21 protein-coding genes and 1 pseudogene are annotated in these 19,841 nt (G+C 53.0%); 3 read left to right on the top strand and 19 right to left on the bottom strand.

Translation table 11 applies throughout. From position 1 onward, the window contains the following. Window positions 1-59: 59 nt before the first annotated feature. The gene (locus OGX96_RS16000) at window positions 60-224 is read right to left on the bottom strand and encodes a YnfU family zinc-binding protein (RefSeq protein ID WP_216350678.1); all 165 of its coding nucleotides are present in this window, start codon (window positions 222-224) and stop codon (window positions 60-62) included. Window positions 225-590: 366 nt separating this feature from the next. On the opposite strand from OGX96_RS16000, the gene OGX96_RS15995 reads away from it, so the two are divergent. The 3 genes from OGX96_RS15995 to OGX96_RS22615 all read left to right on the top strand — a co-directional run bounded on the left by OGX96_RS15995 (window position 591) and on the right by OGX96_RS22615 (window position 2,204). After that, the gene (locus OGX96_RS15995; RefSeq protein WP_080625051.1) at window positions 591-809 is read left to right on the top strand and encodes a cold shock domain-containing protein; all 219 of its coding nucleotides are present in this window, start codon (window positions 591-593) and stop codon (window positions 807-809) included. A 300-nt stretch (window positions 810-1,109) separates the two neighbouring features. Next, window positions 1,110-1,337 (top strand): hypothetical protein, encoded by a 228-nt coding sequence (locus OGX96_RS15990; protein ID WP_286583594.1) that lies wholly within the window; start codon window positions 1,110-1,112, stop codon window positions 1,335-1,337. A 750-nt stretch (window positions 1,338-2,087) separates the two neighbouring features. Continuing rightward, window positions 2,088-2,204, top strand: a complete 117-nt coding sequence (locus OGX96_RS22615; RefSeq protein ID WP_352477250.1) for a YnaM/YnfT family protein — start codon at window positions 2,088-2,090, stop codon at window positions 2,202-2,204. A 47-nt stretch (window positions 2,205-2,251) separates the two neighbouring features. Here the strand turns inward: OGX96_RS22615 and OGX96_RS15985 are convergent. The 18 genes and pseudogenes from OGX96_RS15985 to OGX96_RS15900 all read right to left on the bottom strand — a co-directional run bounded on the left by OGX96_RS15985 (window position 2,252) and on the right by OGX96_RS15900 (window position 19,828). Next, a pseudogene (locus OGX96_RS15985) lies at window positions 2,252-2,625 on the bottom strand (HumD family translesion DNA polymerase). A 264-nt stretch (window positions 2,626-2,889) separates the two neighbouring features. Next, window positions 2,890-3,474 carry a DUF4376 domain-containing protein gene (locus OGX96_RS15980; RefSeq protein ID WP_286583591.1) on the bottom strand — a complete coding sequence of 195 codons (585 nt, stop codon included), beginning with the start codon at window positions 3,472-3,474 and terminating at the stop codon, window positions 2,890-2,892. Window positions 3,475-3,485: 11 nt separating this feature from the next. Then, window positions 3,486-5,303, bottom strand: a complete 1,818-nt coding sequence (locus OGX96_RS15975; protein ID WP_286583589.1) for a prophage tail fiber N-terminal domain-containing protein — start codon at window positions 5,301-5,303, stop codon at window positions 3,486-3,488. A 41-nt stretch (window positions 5,304-5,344) separates the two neighbouring features. Next, on the bottom strand, window positions 5,345-8,749 hold the full coding sequence (gpJ, locus tag OGX96_RS15970) for a phage attachment tail tip protein J (RefSeq protein WP_286583587.1): 3,405 nt from the start codon (window positions 8,747-8,749) through the stop codon (window positions 5,345-5,347). Between the two features lie 71 nt (window positions 8,750-8,820). Continuing rightward, the gene (locus tag OGX96_RS15965; protein WP_284881320.1) at window positions 8,821-9,498 is read right to left on the bottom strand and encodes a tail assembly protein; all 678 of its coding nucleotides are present in this window, start codon (window positions 9,496-9,498) and stop codon (window positions 8,821-8,823) included. Further along, window positions 9,396-10,130, bottom strand: coding sequence for a C40 family peptidase (locus OGX96_RS15960; RefSeq protein WP_286583580.1), 735 nt, complete (start codon window positions 10,128-10,130; stop codon window positions 9,396-9,398). The genes OGX96_RS15965 and OGX96_RS15960 overlap by 103 nt, the downstream gene beginning before the upstream one ends. Window positions 10,131-10,141: 11 nt before the next feature. Next, complete coding sequence (locus OGX96_RS15955; RefSeq protein WP_286583578.1) at window positions 10,142-10,837, bottom strand: phage minor tail protein L; 696 nt, start codon at window positions 10,835-10,837, stop codon at window positions 10,142-10,144. 8 nt (window positions 10,838-10,845) lie between these two features. After that, complete coding sequence (locus OGX96_RS15950) at window positions 10,846-11,178, bottom strand: phage tail protein (protein WP_286583577.1); 333 nt, start codon at window positions 11,176-11,178, stop codon at window positions 10,846-10,848. Next, window positions 11,179-14,481: a phage tail tape measure protein gene (locus OGX96_RS15945; RefSeq protein ID WP_286583576.1), complete on the bottom strand. Its 3,303-nt coding sequence runs from the start codon at window positions 14,479-14,481 to the stop codon at window positions 11,179-11,181. It lies immediately after the preceding gene. 250 nt (window positions 14,482-14,731) lie between these two features. Continuing rightward, a complete protein-coding gene (locus OGX96_RS15940) occupies window positions 14,732-15,094 on the bottom strand; it encodes a phage tail protein (protein WP_286583575.1) in 363 nt (120 codons plus the stop codon). Window positions 15,095-15,156: 62 nt separating this feature from the next. Beyond that, complete coding sequence (locus tag OGX96_RS15935; protein ID WP_003832379.1) at window positions 15,157-15,639, bottom strand: hypothetical protein; 483 nt, start codon at window positions 15,637-15,639, stop codon at window positions 15,157-15,159. Window positions 15,640-15,672: 33 nt separating this feature from the next. Then, complete coding sequence (locus OGX96_RS15930; protein WP_286583573.1) at window positions 15,673-16,074, bottom strand: HK97-gp10 family putative phage morphogenesis protein; 402 nt, start codon at window positions 16,072-16,074, stop codon at window positions 15,673-15,675. Next, a complete protein-coding gene (locus OGX96_RS15925) occupies window positions 16,071-16,460 on the bottom strand; it encodes a hypothetical protein (protein ID WP_286583571.1) in 390 nt (129 codons plus the stop codon). The genes OGX96_RS15930 and OGX96_RS15925 overlap by 4 nt, the downstream gene beginning before the upstream one ends. Then, window positions 16,429-16,779 (bottom strand): head-tail adaptor protein, encoded by a 351-nt coding sequence (locus OGX96_RS15920; RefSeq protein ID WP_061381145.1) that lies wholly within the window; start codon window positions 16,777-16,779, stop codon window positions 16,429-16,431. Before OGX96_RS15920 ends, OGX96_RS15925 begins: the two co-directional genes overlap by 32 nt. Then, on the bottom strand, window positions 16,776-17,093 hold the full coding sequence (locus OGX96_RS15915; RefSeq protein ID WP_003832371.1) for a head-tail connector protein: 318 nt from the start codon (window positions 17,091-17,093) through the stop codon (window positions 16,776-16,778). Before OGX96_RS15915 ends, OGX96_RS15920 begins: the two co-directional genes overlap by 4 nt. Beyond that, window positions 17,074-17,451, bottom strand: a complete 378-nt coding sequence (locus OGX96_RS15910; protein WP_286583567.1) for a hypothetical protein — start codon at window positions 17,449-17,451, stop codon at window positions 17,074-17,076. Before OGX96_RS15910 ends, OGX96_RS15915 begins: the two co-directional genes overlap by 20 nt. Window positions 17,452-17,548: 97 nt before the next feature. Further along, the gene (locus tag OGX96_RS15905) at window positions 17,549-18,835 is read right to left on the bottom strand and encodes a phage major capsid protein (protein ID WP_044700568.1); all 1,287 of its coding nucleotides are present in this window, start codon (window positions 18,833-18,835) and stop codon (window positions 17,549-17,551) included. 72 nt (window positions 18,836-18,907) lie between these two features. Next, the gene (locus OGX96_RS15900; RefSeq protein ID WP_044700569.1) at window positions 18,908-19,828 is read right to left on the bottom strand and encodes a S49 family peptidase; all 921 of its coding nucleotides are present in this window, start codon (window positions 19,826-19,828) and stop codon (window positions 18,908-18,910) included. Between the last annotated feature and the right edge of the window lie 13 nt (window positions 19,829-19,841).

Below are 19,841 nucleotides of genomic sequence, written 5' to 3'. Positions count from 1 at the left end.
AGCTGCCGGGATTTGACTTAAGTATAGAATATGAGTTTTGTCTGCGTTTTTTGGCCGAGCTAGCGTCGGGAGATAAACAGAGCCTTACATCCAGGGCAAAGCATGGCCTGATTGCGCCGGATTTTTGACAGAAGTTGAGCCGATTTTAAGCCACAAACAGGGCAGACGGCAGTGGCGGTAGACGCACTGGTGAAGAGTTTCATTGCGTAATTGATAATAGACATAACCATTAACCTTTCAATGAACGAGCTTCACCGTATCACATGTGGTTAAATTTTAATCTATTTATTTTGAGGCACTGAAATTCAGGAGAGGTAGATATTCGCAACCACAGGCACCCTGAAGGGAGGTTGAGGCCTTTGCCAGTTTAATTTCTCTTGCAGATTCTCTGGATGGCTAAAATATAATTTGCTTATTATTAATTACCGTGCCTTAATGAATCCCATCAGTTCAATGTACAGACGAACGTTAAACATTTTCCGTGTAGTCCTGATTACCAGGTGTTATCGCAGATATCCCCCCCCTTTTGAGTCCATACGTTTAATACTATACGTTTACTATCAATACAATCATGTGTGGCAGGAGTTGGTATGACCATAAGAATTAAAGGTTTGGTAAAATGGTTTAACGAAGACAAAGGGTTTGGCTTCATCTCTCCTCTTGATGGTAGTAAAGACATCTCTGTTCATTTTTCTGCGCTTAACGGCGACAACTTTAAGACCTTATTTGAAGGACAGAAAGTTGAATTCGCCATTCACAGTGGTGACAAAGGTCCTGCTGCTGCAAACGTAATACTTTGCGATAAATAAATCTTTGTGGATCGGCAATAACGATGAAGAATTATTCCTGAGTAGACAATTCCATAACTTAAATCAGATAAAAGTCGTTTATTCTTAATATCAGGTCAGCATATTTTTTCGCAATTATGAGTGTGCTGACCGATGTGATGAAGTGCAGGACTGCTGCATAAAAGTCTGAAAGCAGAAGCTAACTGCTTGTTAAATAATAAAGTGCGTAAGAAGCGAGGCTGCCTCCGAAAGCACCACGTATTTGCTTTTACCTTATGGCATCTGACTGTTTACATCCACGAGAGAACAGGGTAGTGAAATATGATAAAAGTCCTTGTTTTCTTTAATGCTGAATCCTGTAAAGTCATGACTGTTCTGGAAGGTATATCCTCTATCAGGCAGGAATATCCGAACGGTGAAGAAACGCATCTTCGGATTATGTTTGCAGGCTTTCTTTCCTTAACTGGTGTTCATGGTATTGTTTACGTAGCTTCTGACAGGGAGTTAACGTCACAGGAGATACTTGATGCGGCAAGAAAATATTTATAGCTTTTTTTTATGCTCTCTGCTTCACGTTTGATTGCATTCTTACCATATTTATCAGAAGCGAACAAAAAATGAGTTAAAAATACTTACGGCCTGCTAACAGCAGGTTTTTTTTCATGTTCAACATTTTAATACCTACACTGACATGAGAGAAATATTCTTTGTTATCTGATTAAATTCCGATATCTCTCTCACCCTCTTTATGCTATCTTGCCTTTTATGATGAATCCTCCTGAGCGGCAGGGCTAATTAACCTGATGACTTCTATGCTGGAATGTTCATCATGCACGACTGAAGCAGCGAGTCATGGGAGGTTACCCAAAGACTTACCGGGAGGCACCCGGCATCATATATAAGCCCCTGCATATTGCAGCAGGGGATTTTTTACAGGAAATTTGATGCTTCTGATCACTAAAAGTGATTATCGAACAATTGTTATTTATTTCCGCTTTTAGCACATAGCAATCCTAAAAACAGTAGCCACCGTCATGGGGTGTCGGGGGGCGGAGGCTCAAACCCTCTCGTGCCGACCAAAACTCCTTTAAGAACCAGATTTTACGGCTGGTTTTTTATGCCTGTTTTCTGTACGGGGAAACTCAGGGGGATTATTGGGGTGAAACTATCGACAGATTACCAGCCAACTACGTTCTATCGGGTTGTAATATCCTCTTGAATAGCAAGCAAGATAATTGCCAGGAACCTTTTCCCTATACAGTTGTCTGACAATGAATTCATCTGACATTAAGAAGCTCTATGATTACTAGTCTCTTATTGGTATTTGCCGCGATTACCACTCTGTGCATCATGTTGTTCGCTGCGGTAAAAGTAGGGATTGGTTTGTCTAACAATCCAGACAGAAATGATAATTAGCCTCAACCACGTAACCCCACTTCATACTTCACTTAGCAATAATGTGCTCACATGGCCGGGCAATCATCAAACTCTGCATTCCTAGCATCATTGATGATGTATGTAATCACCCAGAATATAGCGGGTGCAGAACCGTATCCGTCATCATCTACTGGCAGCGCCTCCTTTCGCCCGCTCTCCAGATTAATCAGGTGGGGTTGAGGGTGATTCCGATATCGCTTCCCCGTCGATTGCACATATCAGCAGTGACTAATTGCAGGCAGTAAGTGATGCCTCTACCACAAGCAGCGCCCCTGGAGTATCCCTTCCCTGAAATGTGAACGTGATACCCGCATGAAGTAAGTCGTTGCTGGTTGATAAGCTGCTGATCGAGTGAGATCCTCGTTTCAATGTAATCACTGGCAGTTGAAGGGAACCCCATAGCTAAAATCCTCCGTTTGGGGTGAACAGTAGAAATCTGGTAATCATTCAATACCCGCACTATCGAACGTTCGCCAGTTTGCCAGCCGCTTTGTGCTCGTTCTGTCTGCCCGTATCCCGATTAGCGGGGCATGGACAGGCCACAAATTAAGGCCCCTGCAAATGCAGAGGCCTTTCTCTATACAAATTAACGAAAATGGCGCGTATACGCGCCATCGGTAGTGAACCAGCATTTCCAGTATCGCTAGCGTGGTAAAGCGACTCATTATGCCTCCTCCGGCCATCCTGGCTGGTAAGCAATTATGGCGCTCATATCTGTCAGCTGTGTCACATCTTCTTTCATCTGTCGCTGCCGTTCGTGAATTCTGAAGCCGTGCATTACCATTGCCTGCACCATCGCTGCCTCCAGCTGTTGCAGGAACGAAAAATTTACGGGAACATCGTGGTTATCCGCATCCGTCCAGAAGAATCCTTCCGGTAACTTTCCTGTACTACCAACCATAACCACGGGCGCAAGACGCTCCTGCGATGCTTTGCCCCCATCCCACCGCTGGCCACCAAATTCAAAAATAATGTTGGCGTTTTCCTGAACGTCCCGCCAGTTGCTGATTTCAGTCAGTTTCTGATTTCGTAAATCTTCCACCATCCTGTCAGTCACAATGTAAGGGGCGACATGTCCATACTTTCCTGATTCAAGCTCGCTGTAGATACGGCGTCCATGCTCCTCAAAATCATTCGGACATGCAGTGAACGGCAGAAACTCATCAAACTCTGCAAATTTAACCCTGCAGTTAATGGCTGTATGTTCTTTATTCGCCCACTCAGGAGCCTGAATGTCCTCAATGTTCATACAATCTCCTTTTATGAAATTCGCTGAAAAATGCCTGCATAGTAACCCAAATTCGTCCCAGCCAGACCTTCAGAAGAACTGGATGCAATTCCACACGAACGCCATGTTCCCGGCAAAGTATATTTGCCAGCACTACCCGTAATACAAAACGACGCTTTTGCGTCGCTGTTGCTGATAATTCCACACGCTATTAAACTTCCCCCCGAATAACTTGTACCTGGATTAGTACCTCTCCCTCCAGGCGCAGGCATATATGCCAGCGCAAACGTACCTACAGCATGAAGAGCACCCGCTGGTGAGCCTGCGGGTCCCTGAGGCCCTTGCGGTCCCGTAGCGCCTGTTGCTCCCTTTTCGCCTGCAGGTCCCTGTGGTCCAGTTAACCCGGCATCCCCTTTATCTCCCTTATCCCCTTTTACACCTGCCGGTCCCTGCGGACCTACAGGGCCAATTGGTCCTGTTGCCCCCGTTAATCCGATATCACCCTTGTCACCCTTTTCACCTTTTGCACCTGCCGGCCCCTGCGGACCTACAGGGCCAGTTGGTCCTGTTGCCCCCGTTAACCCTGTGTCTCCCTTGTCCCCCTTTTCACCTTTTGCACCTGCTGGCCCCTGCGGACCTGGCGGACCACTGAGGTCTTCACTTTCCTGTATCTCTTTAATGGTATCAGCGGCAGCTTTTGAGGCTGCACTTCTGGCCTGTTCAGCAAGGAGCTGTGCTTCATCCCTTGCCTGTCCACTTTCTTTCTCACTGGCTGCAGCAGCCTGTGCGCTGTTCCGGGCATTCAGGGCGTCTTCCTGAGCTTCATCGCGCAGCGTCAGGGCCTCATCTCTGGCCTGTTCTGCGCTGCTGGCGCTCTCAGCGGCTTCATTTTTATGGTTCTCAGCCGTTTTGGCTGACTGCAGGGCTGATGCTCCACTTGAAGATGCCGATTCTGCACTGGCTGATGCCGCAGTCTCTGATTTAGCGGCCTTGTCGCTGGATTCCCTGGCATGCTGTTCACTTAGTGCTGCAGCTGCTGCGCTGTTATTACCCTGTTTTGCAGCCTGTGTAGCCGTGAAGGCGCTTTCACGCGCTGAGGTTTCAGATGCAGTTGCATTGCCTGCGTGCTCACCCGCTGTTTGTGCTGACGAGGCGGCACTTTTGGCACTTCCCGCTGCAGACTGTGCCGAAGTACCTGCCTCCTGCTGCGCTTTCTGTGCCGCATCAGCGGCGATCTTTGCCTTTCCGGCCTGTTCCGTCGCTGTCTGTGCCGACTTTGCCGCACTGTACGCATCTGCACTGCTGGCCAGAACGTTCTGCGCGGTCTGTAGGGCATTATCTGCAGCAGACCGGGCAGAATCATCAGCAGCACCCGCAGAGAGTGTCGCCTGGCGCTGTGACTCTGCCGCAGCCGTTGCAGACAACGCTGTCGCGTCTTTACTCTGCTCCGCTGACTGTGCGGCCTGTTCGGCTCGTTCCCGATCCTTCTCTGTTGCACCTCTCAAATCCACTACGCGGTTTACCATTTCCTCAAAACGTTTCATCACCTCCGGACGCAGGTCTACATCCTTTGGCGCATCGAGAAACGCATTCAGGGTATCCGGCGCATCGGTCGGGGCCACATAAATATCGCCGGCCACTGAGGGAGGAAAACCTTCCCGCAACAGTGACACACTGTAATAACCCGGCTCAGCCTCAATGCTGTAGTGACCGTCCGCTCCTGTAATAGAGTATGAAGTCACCTCAACAACAACGGTCGAGCTGGTTTTCTTAGCGCTCAGCTGAATAGTGCAGCTCTGAACCGGTTTGCCGGCCCCGTCTCTGAGCACTCCAGAGATAAGTACTGCCATAATTCCTCCATAAAAAAACCGCCCGAAGGCGGTTTCTGTCATTAACTGATTGTTATCCCGGCTGATGACTTTTTCGTCACAATAACCAGCAGGTCACTGATTCGGGAATATGGCCAGCCGCTGCTGTTACCGTGTGTATTGACGCTGAAACTCAGCGTCATCCGTCCGCTCCCGGCAGGCATATCCAGTGTCCGCGTAAAAACGGCCGGTACACCTCTGCTTGTCTGGTTGTATATCTCCACCCCGTTTTTCCTGACAGTCAGCGTACAGGCATCCCATAAGTCATTACTGGTCTGGCTGTCATACGCTGCCCCCTGAAAGGTAATCGCAGGAATGGAAACCTGTCGGTCAAAAGACTGGTCATCTTCAATCACGACTGTCAGCGTCCCGTTGGCGTACCGTTTTTCACCAGTATTGGGAACAACGAAGTAAGGAAATTCCTTACCAGTAGCCTTAACAATATCTCCCAGGATACGCTCGGCCCGGAGCGTCCCCTTTATAGTGCAGTTTTCCTCAATCGTCACATTATTGAGGGTGCCGGAATTCGCGCTGATATTACCGCTGATATCCGCATTACGGGCAGTCAGTCTGCCGTCAGGCGTCAGCATAAAGGTCGGCGGGTTCCCGCCACTGGTGATGTTCGGGGCCGTCAGATATTTAAGGAATACCTCATTCATAAATATCTGGTCACCCTGCATCACGAAGGCGGGTGTTTCATTGCCATTTGCCGGGTTGATAAACGCGATACGGTCCGCCGCCACCAGGAACTGGCTTATCTTCCCTTCTTCCGTGTCTTCCATGCTCAGCCCAAGACCAGCCACATAGTGCTTCCCGTCTTCGGTCTGCTCTATCTTCACGCCCCACATGGCATTCCATTTTCCGTTCGCGTCTTGCCATTCTTTCGAAAACTCATCCAGCCGGCTGGCGTTGTCCTCCGTCAGCTCCACCTTCTCCAGCAGCTCTTTCCCCAGATGGCTTTCGGTGATTTCCCCTTTGAAGAAATCCAGGTAACCCGCCGCATCGTTGCTGGCCTGCCCTTTAGCCTCCACGAACGCCGATTTCCCGACCTGGTTCACGGCCCGGATATAGAAGTAATAATCCTTGCCGGGTTTTATATTCGCGTTTGCTGCAATCCAGTACAGCGCGGTGCCGAGATAACGCGCATCGGTTTCCACCTGGCGGGTATCGGCAATCTGCGTATCTGTAAACCAGAATTCATACTGCACCGTGGGGTCATATACCGCCTGGCGCGGGGTGGCGGTTATCTGAAAATAGCCGGGAGTCAGCTCAACATAAGACGGTACTGCCGGCGCAGCGATGCTGAAATCCGTGCTGCCCGGATCGCCCTGCTGGCCCTGGCTGTTCACCGCCCGCACCGTCAGGGTGTAGCGCCCCGGCGTCAGGTTACGGAAAGTATGCTCCGTTTCGCTCAGGGTCAGGCTGCTGGCCAGGCGGTCGCTGTTATCTTCCGCTTTCACCGTCAGACGCAGGGAAAAACTCACCCCCTTCACCACACGCGGGGTATCCCATCGTGCCCGCGCCTGATACTGTCCCTCCTCTGCCAGAATCTCTATGGTCAGGTGCTGCACGGCAGGCGGCGTATTCGTGATACCGGTGTCCGGTAACGGATCAAACGTCGCCCCGTTATCCACGATGACTTCTTTCTCCGGAACATGCTGCACGGCGGTAATGGCATACGTGCCATCATCGTTTTCCCGTATGGCCACACAGCGAAACAGGCGCTGGCGCAGGTCCGGCAGTTTCAGTCCCCACACGCTGTACGCCGCCACGCCATCGGGTAACTGGCTGACGGTCACGCGGTCCGGAGCCGGATGTGCGGTAACTGCCACGGTAACAGGCTGGCCATCGCTGCCCACCAGGTTCAGCACCACATTGCCGCCTGCCGGTATCTCCACCTCACGGTCCAGCGTGAGCGTGCGCGTAAGGCTGTCGACCGACAGGACGCGTCCGCCCACGGTCACACCGGCATAATCACTGTCGCAGACCTCAATGATATCGCCGGGAACGTGGCGTAATCCCTCAGCCCCTACGGAAAAATCCACCGTCTGCGTTTCCAGCAATTCGGTGGTGATGGCCCACAGTCCGGCGCGGTGCGCCTGCCCACGGCTGGTACAGGCGAATGCATCCATCTTCAGAACGTTGCGACCGTAGCGCCGGATGGCAGCGTCGTTTTCCACCAGTTCGGTGGACGTTTCCCAGCCGTTATTCGGGTCGGTGTAACGGACCTCGGCGGCATTATGGCGCTCTTTCAGTGCGCTGAAGCTGTGGATGAACGGCGCACCGTCAGCGGGCATGACCACATTACTTTGTGTATAGGTCCAGACTTTATCGGCGGGCCGGTCCTGTACAAACGTCAGGGCGCTGCCGTTCCAGACCGGCATGCAGCGCATCAGGGAACAAAAGTCCCCCAGCACGTCCCACGCTTTACGCTGCTCCGTCAGATACGCATTGCAGGTGATACGCGGCTCAGTCCTGCCAAAACCGTCAGGGACAGGCTGATCGCAGTACTGTGCAATGGCATACAGCGCCCACTTGTCCACATCGGCAACACCAATGCGGCTTCCCATGCCATAGCGCGGGTGAGTCAGTATATCCAGCACACACCAGGCCGGATTATCTGTCCAGGCGGGTTTAAACGTCCCGTCCCAGAGTCCCGTATAAGTCCGCGTTAACGGGTCGTAATTTGACGGCACCGGCACAATACGCCCGCGCAGGAGATAGTTTCGCGTAACCTGCTGGCTGCCAAACTGCTCCGCGTCCACTTTTACGCCGATAACAGCGGTATTCGGGTAACGTTGTTTCACATCGATAATTTCGGTATAGCCCGACCACACCGTTTTGTTCTGCAGCAGGTCTGTCGTACTGTCATCAGTGAGGCGTAGCATGCGGACTTCAAACGGTCGGAGCGGTAAATCATCAATCACCACAGATGCCAGAAACTGCGTGGTCGTTTTACCTGTAATGGTGATATTCCGTTCCACCTGCCACTTACCTTCCCGGCGAAACTGGATCTGCATCTGTACGCTGGCCGGGTTGCGATCGCCTTTGGTACTGGTACTGACCAGCGACTGCACACCAAAGGTAAAGCGCAGACGGTCCAGCGTTTTAGTGGTAATCGTGCGGGTTACCGGCTCTGACTTCTTCACCTCCACACCCAGCAGGGTTTCCGCCCCGGAGTCTTCGAATCCCTCCATCGCGGTTTGCTCATCCTCCCCCACGCGGTAAACCACGGTGACACCATGAACCATCGCGTTACCGTCGCTGTCGAGGACCGGCGTTTTGTTAATTCTGACACTCTTCAGCCCGTCCACAGGACCTTCAATCGGCCCCTCGCAGATGGCATCAACTACCGTCAGCATCTGACTGGATTTCAGGTCGTCAGGAGCCTCATGCGGTGTTTTACTGCTGCCACCACCCTTACCCATAATCTGTTCCCTCTGAAACGACAGAACCGCCCGGAGGCGGTTCTGTGTAAATACAAATATGCTGCAGTAAGTCAGCGACCGATGATCACCACCTGCCCCCCGCCACCTTCATCCCGTGTGCTGATTTCCTGGGAGATCGTGCGGGATCCGACCAGCATTTCACCGTATAACACCGGCAGGGCATTACCCTGCGCCATCATGTTGTCCAGTGAAGAAAACCAGGTGTTCTGTTTGCCGTTATCGGTCTGCCGGGACGAGGGGATTTTTGCCTGCGGCGTCAGCATCTGCGCCACACCACCCAGCATCATGGCCGCCCCCATAGAAAACAGAACCGAGGATGCCGAAATAGCACCGGCAGATAACGCTGCTCCCCAGGCTGCCAGTGAAGCCCCTGCTGTAAAAAAGGACGCGGCTATTGCCACTGCTCCCAGCACCACCTGGAACAGACCACCGGATTTAGCCCCAGCCATGCGTGGGACAATATGAATAATGGCCCCGTCCGGCAGCGGCTCGTGCAGACGGGCTGACAGGCTGGTTTCATTCACATCCAGGCCTGCAATGCGTATCTGATACCAGCCATCATTCATTTTCTGCCGGAAGCCCGGAACCTGCATGGCCAGCGCGTAAATGGCCTCGGCCCCCGTTTTTATACTGAGGCTGAAGCGGCGGCCAAATCGTTGTAAATCCCCGTGAAGGCAGACTCGTGCCATGCCCGGTGTCGCCATATCGAGTGTGTGCGGCGATGCCATTTGTCGGTATACCTCTCGCGTTTACTGAGCTGATCAGGAATATGGTGCAGCAGCTCGCCATCGCCGCAGTAAATCGCAGCATGATTGGCAACCGATGAACCAAAACAACAAATCAGAATGTCTCCGGGCTGTGCCTCTGCGGCATTCACCCGGTAAAAGCCGGTCGCCTCCAGATTATCCAGATACAGATTATCCCCCTGCGTCCACCAGTCCTCCTTCCGCGCAAAATCCGGCATCTCAATACCGGCCAGATGGTACGCATCGCGGAACAGGGTGTAACAGTCCGTCACGCCATGCTCAAATGCCCGCCCGGTGAGGAACGGCATGCAACGAAATTTGTATATCCGGTCATCGCAGACCAGCCACCACGGCAGGCCACTCTGAACCTGCAGGCGGCGATCAATATCGCTGAGAAACGGCAGGCCATCGGGATGGCTGTGTACCAGGGCCACCACATCTCCCACCGCCTGCGCCTGAAGGTAATCTGCCGGATCCATTCGGAAATACATTGTCGGTTCAGCGGAAAGATTCTGGCAGGGAAAATACCGCTCCCCGGCAGGCGTCTTCACCACATAGCCGCACGATTCAGCCGGCGCACACGCAGCGGCATGCGCCAGGATAGTTTTGTTCATGGGTGTATCCATCAGGAAAGACGGTTAATAGAGAGGAAGCAGCCGATGCGCGGCAGGTTATCACGCAGCTCGCAGCCGGTACGGCATTTACTGCAGGCATCTTTTGCCGGGTCTGCCGTGGGCTTGTCAAATTCATCCGCCACAGGCGGCCCGGCATACCCACACTCCTCAGAACGGTAGGTCCAGTTGCAGACATCAGCCAGCATGATCCGCGTCGGAAACACGCTGCCGTCCGTTTCGGTCGGCGTGGCCAGCACAAAGGTCGCCGTGGTGGCTTTCAGCTCTGACAGTTGTTCAATCACCCAGCGGCTGACCACTTCCTGTTCCGGATCGGCCTCTTGGTTGCCGCCTGTAAAGTTCACCGCATCGAGAAAACGGGCGTACACAACATGCCTTACCACCGTGGCCCCGACGAGGCTCTGCATATCTGCCGCAAGTCCCGTAACCATGCCAAACAGGTTCGACACCGCCAGCGTCGGGCGGGCGGATGTTCCTTTCCCTACCAGGTCGAATCCGGTTCCCTGTATCGGGTAAACGTCATACTTCCGCCCCTGCCAGGTGACCGGCTTGCCTTTCTCGTTTGCTTCATTTGAAAAATAGTAACGCTGGCCACCAAAGGCCGTCAGGTCGATTTCCCACAAATCAATGCGGGCCGACTGTTCGGTTTTCGTGGTTTCGTTGAGGGTGTTGTGAGGAATATCTTGCATAAGGATCCTTAAGCAATGACCTGCTCAAATTTACAGCTGAAATCGGAATACGTGACGTTGTCCGTAACAGACCACTCCCGGCAGACAACTTTAATCGTGCGGTTGTATTTTGGTGGTCGCCACAGAAAGGCTTTATATCCCCCGTGCTCGGCCAGAAACGCTTCAAGTGCGGTGCGGGAATTGTCCGACGTTATACGGAAAACAGGCTGGAAGTTAATTAACCGATGGTTGAGTCCGGTCGGGCGACGTTGCTCATAGCCATCCCCAAATTTTATGGTTGTCACCGAAGGGGAAACAGAAGACTGCATCCCCTCCCTGGGTGCCCAATGAAAGGTTTTCACTTATCCTCCCGCCAGCATGCCGCCATCACGTCCCTGAGTTCTCAGGATACTCATGACACGCGCGTCGATCATTTTGACCAGCATCTGCGATGCCTGCGGCCCTATCTCCCCGTTTTGCCCGTCATTCTGAATGGCAATGTGATACACAGGTGAATAAGCAATCCCCCCATTCATATCACCACCAGAGAAACCCGGGTCACCCAGCGCCCTGACACCCAGCGTACCGTCAGTCGTTTTCCCCAGAGGCATAATGGCTTCCGGGCCAGCTTCACCAAACACGCCTGCCCCCTTTGCAAAAGCAAACAGGGTCGGGCTGTCATAGATGCCGTTACTGTAGGCACTTAATGAAGGTGAGTCATAAACACCGCCCTTCGCATTAAAACTAAAACTGCTGCCAAAACTGCTGATGGCCGTGCCGGTACTTGCGGTGACTGCACCGCCAAAAAGACTGCCGCCAATACCCATGATGGATTTCAGGATGGTGTTGGTGATCAGCGCCTGCGCTGCCATATCGACAAGGTTTTTAATTACCGACTGTGTCAGGGAGGAAAATAACCCAACCATCCCGTCCCGGAGTGTCTGTGTACCGTTCAGCATGCCGGTCAGCATGTTGGAGATTCGCTCCTGGGTGGTTTCCATCAGACCGATGGCGAGACTGTTCAGATTCCCCTGCGACTTATACAGCTCGACCGCCGTCTGGTACTGCGCATCAGCGGAATCTTTATCCGCCTTTTGCTTCAGCAGCTCGTACTGTTCTTTGTTGATCGCATCGTTCTGGTAAAACGCCTGCAGCAGTGACTGACGCTCGGCCAGTTGATTGCGCAGTTCTGACAGCGGATCAACCGTCCCGGCGATATCAATCAGAGGGGCAGACATTGCCGCTGCCTGTGCCTGTAACAGTTCGCGGGCCGTACTTTGTGCCAGCGTGATTCTCGCCGTCTGGTATTCCTTTTCATCCAGAAAACGTCCATCAAAAAGAGACTTCAGCTCCTGGCTCGCTTCACGCTCTTTCGTAAGAGTTGCTCTGGCTGGCGCATACTGTTCTGCCAGTTCGAGGCGCTGTTTCTGATAGTTTTCAGCATTCAGCAGCAAAGTCTTCTGAATATCGGCCTCGCTGGCTCCGTCAGCGCGGGCGGCTTCAAGGAGTTTCCTAGCGCTTTCCTGCTCCTGCAGGTTGATTCGTCCGAGACTGGAAGCATGCGCCGCTTCGATTTCACGCCGTAGTTGCTCATACTGGTTAACCTTCGCCTTTTGCCCCTTACCCGTATCCCCGCCTTCCCCGGTCCAGGGGGTATCGGGTTTATCGCTGCCTGTTTCATTCCCAGGTTTATCCGGCTTAGGCGTGGTATCGGTTTTCCCTGATTTAGCCTGTTCTATAGCCTCTTTGACAATTTTTTGCCGTTCTTTGAGGAGTTTTAACCCCTGCTCAACGGCATCCAGATCCCCTTTGTAGCGGGTTTTATCGTTCTGTACGCCTTTAAGTTGTCCGAACGGATCAAAGCCACTCAATCCATCAATACGGCTTTCCGCATCCTGAATTTCTTTAATCAGTTTATTTCGCTGAATAACCTGATTCTCAAACTGTTCATCAATGTCCAGCTGCTTCACGTTGAGCTGGTTAAGCGACAGTTTTTTTAGCTCTTCATTCGTTTCAACAACAGCATTTTTCAGGTCAATCGCTGACTGACGGGCATTTTTCGCCTGATTATGGAAATAGAGCAACGCCGAACCGGCGAGCATCGCTGCGCCCACAGGACCGCCCACCAGTGCCAGCGCCCCTCTGGCCATACCTACCGCTGCAGAGGCTGCGCGGGCTGAAACGGAAAGCTGTTTATTGGCTGCATTCAGCTGGCTCTTTGCCTGGGTAGAGAGCAGTGTCTGCTCGGTTTCCTGGCGGATTAAGCGGTTAAACTCGCTCTGGTAACTCACGTTAAGGCCAAATTGTCTGGCGCTTTTCTCCATTTCCCGATAACGCCCGAATTCTGCGTTATTCTGTGCCAGCGTGGCGGCGGTACTTTCCAGCGTTTTTCGCGCCATATCGGCCTGCGCCATCGCGCTGGCTCTGACTGCCTGCTGCTGCTCAACCCAGGCACCAATGTTCCCCCTGATACCTGCCGTCAGTTTTGTCGCCAGAACAGGAATCAGTGTATACAGCGCAACGTTGGCGACCGTATTAAAATTATCCGTCAGGCCATTAATGGCATCGGTAACGGTCTGAACACCACTGCGCAGCGGGCCGTTTCCGCTCTGTCCTACCTTAATAATCAGACCTTCAAAAGCAGAAGTCAGGCTGAGAAGATCGCCGTTCAGGTTATTTACCCTGATTTCGGCCTGCTCATGCGCGGTCTGCGTACCGGTCAGGGCGGCAGTCAGCGACTCCACCTTCTCGCGGTTCTGAACCAGGATAGATGCCGCGCTGAGGTTTTCCACCCCGAACAGCTTCACGGCCTGCCTGGTTGACAGGTTTTTTCCCGCCAGGTTCTCCAGCGCCTGGCTCAGCCCGACAACAGAAGGCTTCAGGGTCTTATCGGTTCCCTTCTCCAGATTCAGGATCACGTTACGCAGCGCGGTCCCGGCTTCGCCACCTTTCACTTCGCGCTCTGCCAGTACCTGTATGGCGGCATTGAGGGTTTCAAAACCCACGCCAGCCTGTGCCGCTGCCACCCCGCCATTTTTAATCGCGGCAGCAGTATCGGCTATCTCCGATGAGCCAAATTTCGCGCCAGCAGCCAGCACGTTGATATACCGGTCCGCTTCACTGGCACCCGCCCCAAACTGGTTTAATGACAGGGCCAGCGTTCGGGTGGCATCCGGAAGCGTCGTCCCTGCCGCCTGGGCCAGCGTTAACGCGCTTTTGGTCGCCGCTGTCAGCCCCGCAGAGGTACTCAGCAGTTCAGGCTTTGCCGAAGCCATCAGTTTAATGGCCTCGGCGGCCTGTGATGCGCTGTATTCCGTTGAGCGGCCCATTTCCTGCGCCGCCTGATCGTACAGTTTCATCTGCGCACTGGTGGCACCGGTGATAGCCTGCAAATCCGACAACGACTGGCTGTACTGCCGCGTGGTGCTGATAATGGTGCCCAGCGATAACCCCGCCCCGGCAAAACCTGCCAGCCTGCCTGCCAGCCCTGATACCGAAGCAGAAACACGCTTATAGGCATCCTCCGTCTTTTTCGCATCAGCCCGGGCATTGCGGTTAAACTGGCGTGACTGACTCTCAGCGCTGCCGTAGGCGCTCATCAGCTGCGATTTAAAGTTCGCTGCATTCAGATGCAGCCCAACGGCAAGAGAGGCAACGTCACCCATTACATTAATACCTTCATGACTGCCGCACACTGCGCATCCAGACTCGGATTCACAGCGGCGGTGGTGGATTTAACAGGGGGCGGGTTATTGTCAGAACCTTCTGGCGAAGGCTTTTTGAAAATGCCCTGTTTGAGGAAGAAAGCACGCCAGTGGAAAAGCGTGTCAGCCGGAAGCGCCGCAATTTTTGACGGGTCAGGCTCGCCCCAGCGGTCGGCCAGCCAGAAAATCAGCTCCAGCCAGGGCGAGTCACTCAGTTTTTTTCGGCGGTTTCCAGCTTACCGATGGCGTGCTTTTTCACTTTGTCGACGGCATCCAGAAGCACAACGTTATCGTGTGCCGCCAGCAGCTCCTTCGCCGTGGGTTTGTCTTTGGCTTTAATCGGCGAGCCGTCAGGTTGAACCAGACTGTCGATAACAATCTGTACGCTCAGCTCAGACGCCATGCGGGCATTGCCAGAGGCCTGCGCCTCGATGAGTGCATCTTCATGATCAATAAGCTCAGCCGCCGTCAGCCGACGCAGGTAAACCTTTGTGCCTAAAATTTCAGTTTCAGTAGGCGTGGATTTCGTTTTGAGCAGTGCATTTTTCAGTGCGGAGAGGCTAAATTCAGACATGGTGTATCCTGTTTTTCAGACGAAAAAAAACCGCCCGGAGGCGGTGTGTAACGGGAAACGGATTACGCTCCGGCATCTGGCGCCGGGGCTGCAATCCCCCATTTAATGTTATTTTGCTTACCCTGCACCGTAATCTGGATAACCTCACTGGCAGGCGCTGTGATTTCGTTCATCTGCCAGCCTGAAAGCGCAAGGATCATTGAAGCCGTTCGTTTGTTCGGCAGCTCAATATAAAACTGAACGGTCTTACGCTGTTCCGCAGCATTGAGGAATGCAGTGAAATCTTCGTTTTCCGGGTCGTCAATGAAGCCCAGCGATTTCTCCGGCCCTTCGGGCAGGTCTGACACCGACTGCTTACTCTTGTCCAGCAGGGTGGTACAGTCGACAAATCCTCCCGTCTGACCTGTCGCGCCCAGCGCCTTGCAGTTAATCAGCGGTTTCAACGCCGCTACAGCGGCTCCAACCTCCCCAAACTTCACCACCGTCCCGGCAGGAAGCATTGCGTACTCAGGGGATGATTTTGGCGTGTTATTTTCATCAGCCATAATGATTCTCTCTTAAATAGTGGGCAGCGGTTGCTACCTGTTCTGAATGCCATTGCGGATTTCTACGGTCAGAATGCGCAGAACCTGCCGGACGTTGTAATCCAGCGCCGGACGGATGAACGGATCGGCAACCTGTTTCACCGTACCGAACTCCTGGGCCAGCGCTTTCATGTAATGCTTTTTGCTGGGGCCAACCCGAAGGATGACCACCGTATTTCCGCGACCTTTCCGGGTGGATGAACGAATTTTGATGGAATCACGCATATGCTCTGCAGAGGACGCATCGTTGAAGCCGGCATGTTGTTTCATGTCTTCTTCCACCACTTTCAGCGCCTCACGACCTGCATCACGTAACACCTTCGTGCCGACCTTTTCACCGAGCGCAGTAAGCTGCCGCTCCAGCTCGTCCAGCCCTTTTACGTCCATAGTGATCATGGTGAGGCGTCCCGGTAGTGAAAGGTAAAATCCCGCACGAGCCGGTACTGAATATTGCCGCTGGTCAGTACCGTTTTACTCTGCTGTATTCCACCCCGGACCACATTCTGCACGGGAAAACCCTCCAGCTGGCCATGCACGATAGCGGTCCATTCCGCGCTGATCTTCTTATCCAGCTGTAACAGGTGGGTGTAGTCATTAAGCAGATGAATCGCTATCTGGAAGCGGCCCGCAATCAGACCTGTGCGCAACAGTCCGGCGTACAGCTCCGGATCGGAAATACACTGGTAAGTAATCCCCTCCTGCAGCTCATCAGGCAGGAGCAGAGGATAAACATCCAGCCCGGTCAGGCGTTCAAGTGCTGTCTTTAATGCCAGCTCGATCATGACGTGCGTTTGCCTCCCCTGTGATGATGATGCGGTCCGCAAGACGTTCGACGTTACGAACGATATAAACCCGGTCAGACGTCGTTATTTTCCAGTCGATATCAATATTCAGGTTCGGATGAGTGGTAAAAAGACACGTTTCAACAACCTGCTGTTGATCCAGTGTGCGGACCTTTCTGCCCGATACCAGCTCGCGCTTCGCCCAGGCTTTCCCGGTCGCGACCAGTTGTTCCGGCAGATGTTCACCCAGCGGCCCCCGGCCGGATTGCATATACCCAATCGAAAGACGGCAGGTCATTTCTTCCGGCTTCAGGCTCATACCGTGTTCTCCTGCAACGGGAAAAGAAGGTGCCGGACCGCAGCCGTCTCCAGCCACTGACCAGTGAAACCATTCAGATACGCATCCCCGACCAGATACTGCATGGCCAGCTGGATATCTTCATCCGCCACAAAACCGCGTACCCCTTCCGGCAGCGCCTGCAGTTCGTCATCGCTTCCCACCAGTTTGCAGTAGTAGTCACGCTCAATACTCTTCTGCGCTGCCGCCACCATTTTAGTGAGCATGTCGTCATGCTCCGTGAAATCCGGCTCCAGACGGAGCTGGGTTTTCACATCATCCAATGTCAGTATCATGGTCATCGGCTCCCTTGCGGGGACTCAGCACCTTTTCCGCATCTTCTGGCCATACCGCAATATGGCGTTCAACCAGTTTCTCTGCGTACTCAGCATCAAAACAGGCCGTATCACCGCGTGAATAACGATGATAGGGTCCCAGGAAAAAAACCGCTTTCCGCGCCACTTCTGCTCCCGTCTGGCCCGTGGCCCCGTTTGTTTCACTTCCGGTCAGATCAACACCTGTATCACCTGAACCCGCTGCAGTATTCTGACCGCCATCCCCGTCCACTGTATTTTCCGGCGTCAGTTCATCCGGCTTTTTCACATCACCGGCTGCAGCCGCCGCTGCCGCTGCTTTTGCCGCTTTCGTCGTCATCGTTTTGCTCCTGAAAAGAAAAAACCCGCTGCTGCGGGCCTGGGGAATTACGTGCTTTTACGCTGTGCGACCGTGGTCGCACAGCGTGCAGGACCGGTTAAAACAGCACTTTTGTCCCGAGAACAAGACCTTCCGGATGACGGAAGCCGATATCGTGCTCCGTCACCACGCGGATCAACGACTGGTTACGGGAGAACGCGGAAACCAGATTGCCATCCCCGTCCTGGTAGGAGGCTTCCTGCGAGAACGACACCTTCATGTTGCCGTCTTCACCGATAACCACATCATTAAAGTCAGCGAAGTAAATTTCCGACTCTTTGCCTGCGTCACCGAGGTTTGCCGGGATAGCGCTGGTACGCTGAATCTGAAATCCCTTCAGGATCCCCTGGGCCATTTCCGGGTAGACCTTGTTACCGTTACCGTCGCGCAGACCGAACAGTTTCATGTAGGTACGGTTCGACATACCCCAGCCGCAGCTGATCATGTTGCTGTTGCCGTCCATAGCCATCAGGATGATGCTGTCGAGATAGGTATCAATCGTCTGCAGATTAACCTCTGCAGCAGCTTCCCACGGCAGCAGGCGGTTCCACTCAGTTGCCCGCGCTTTCATACCGACAGGCGTATCACCGGTACCGTCATCGCGCATAAAGGCTTTATCTTCACGAACAGAAATCGCGGTCAGAATATCCTGCAGGACCAGCTGCTCCACGTTGTAGCCAGCACGACCAATCAACTGGTTGGAGATTGGCACCATCGCAATCATGGTTTTCGCAGTGAGTTTCACATCATCAAAGCGGGCTTCTGATACTTTCGCATCCTTGCCTTCCCCGGTGTAGCTCGCCGTCGCACCACCGGCCAGACGCGGCAGCGCCATATTGCCGTTCGGCAGCGGAATTGAGCGCGCGCCCAGCTTACGAACGATAGTGCGATCGCGCAGCAGCTCGATCACCTCGCTGTGGAGGTTTTGTGGAATAAGAACGCCACCTGACGCGGCGGCAGTATTGATGGCCATCGAGACAGACTGGTCATTCAGTTCTTCAGCTGCAAATTTTGCAGCGCCCTGGACGTTACCCTGTGCTGCCGCAATCGACATCACCAGACGGGTCATGCCTGCGCCGGTATATTGCTTTGGCTCTGCCTTAATGCTGATACCAGGAGCCTGCTGTGTGGCTTTAACCGGTTTGGCGACAAGCGCTGCAGCACGTTCAGCCGCTTCCAGACGCTCAATCTTGGCGCTGATATCCGTGAACTGCTGCTGCAGGCTGGCAAATTCGGTTAACTGCTCCGCTGTCAGCGTACCGCCACCAGTTTCTACTGCCGCCAGTACCTGAACCTTCTGATTAATACCCGCACGTTCACGACGCAATTCTTCAATCTGTGGCATAGTTTTCTCTCTTTTTTGCATAAAAAAAGCAGCCAACAGGCTGCTTTCTGGTAATGACGCGTTAGCGCCGGGTCACATTCTGGTTTGCAGGTCCATCGCGGCGGCCTGCAACTTTATGGAAGTGGTTCGTTGAGGTTGTTTGTACTTTGCTGCAATGGCATTAATCGCAGACTGAGGATCCGAAACTTCATCGGCAAGACCAGCAGAAATGGAATCAGCGCCGAAATAGATTCCGGCCTGCGTGTTAATCACCGTCTGAGGGGCAAGATTCCGGTATTCCGCTACAGAGGTAATAAACGTCTCGTACATATCGTCAATCATCCTCTGGAACATTCCCCGAGCGTCTTCACTCAGTGGCTCATGTTGTGTACCGTTATTTTTGTTATCTCCCCGAAAAATCGTGGTGAATGTTAACCCCATTTGCTCTTCCATCCTGGAAGTATCCAGGTGTTCCATAATCACTCCAATCGAGCCGACTCCACTGGTCTGGCTGACTACAATTTTGCTGCAGGCCGAAGCGATAAAGTAAGCCGCAGAATAGGCGCTGTAGTTCACAATTGCAGTAATAGGCTTAGTTTGACGTGACTGGAAAATATAATCGGCCAGTTCCTTGCATCCAACCGCCGCACCACCACCAGAATTTATATCCAGCACAATTTCACTGATGGAAGGGTCATTTAATGCAGCATGCACCTGGCTACGTATGCGCTCATAGCTGGTAAGTTCAGAACACATTGCAGTAATTTGCCCACGACGCGGAACCAGAATGCCGTGAACAGGAATAACTGCCATTCCACCAGCTGGTTGAACCAAATCTGGCGCCTGATTGTTATCAGGCTCCTGCGTCATGTGAATTCCAGCCTCTTCTGATAATCCCTGAATACGGGGAACCAGCACAGCTTTTACAGAATCCATTGTCTGTCGTGTCACGTAATGTGGTACACCAAAGACCATAGCCGCCAGATGCGGCAGATTAATTAAATTTTTTGTCATGATGTTTACCGGG

The organism is Citrobacter sp. Cpo100, assembly GCF_030332595.1.
Classification (GTDB): Bacteria; Pseudomonadota; Gammaproteobacteria; order Enterobacterales; family Enterobacteriaceae; genus Citrobacter; species Citrobacter portucalensis.
This window is presented reverse-complemented; position numbering and strand designations above follow the sequence as displayed.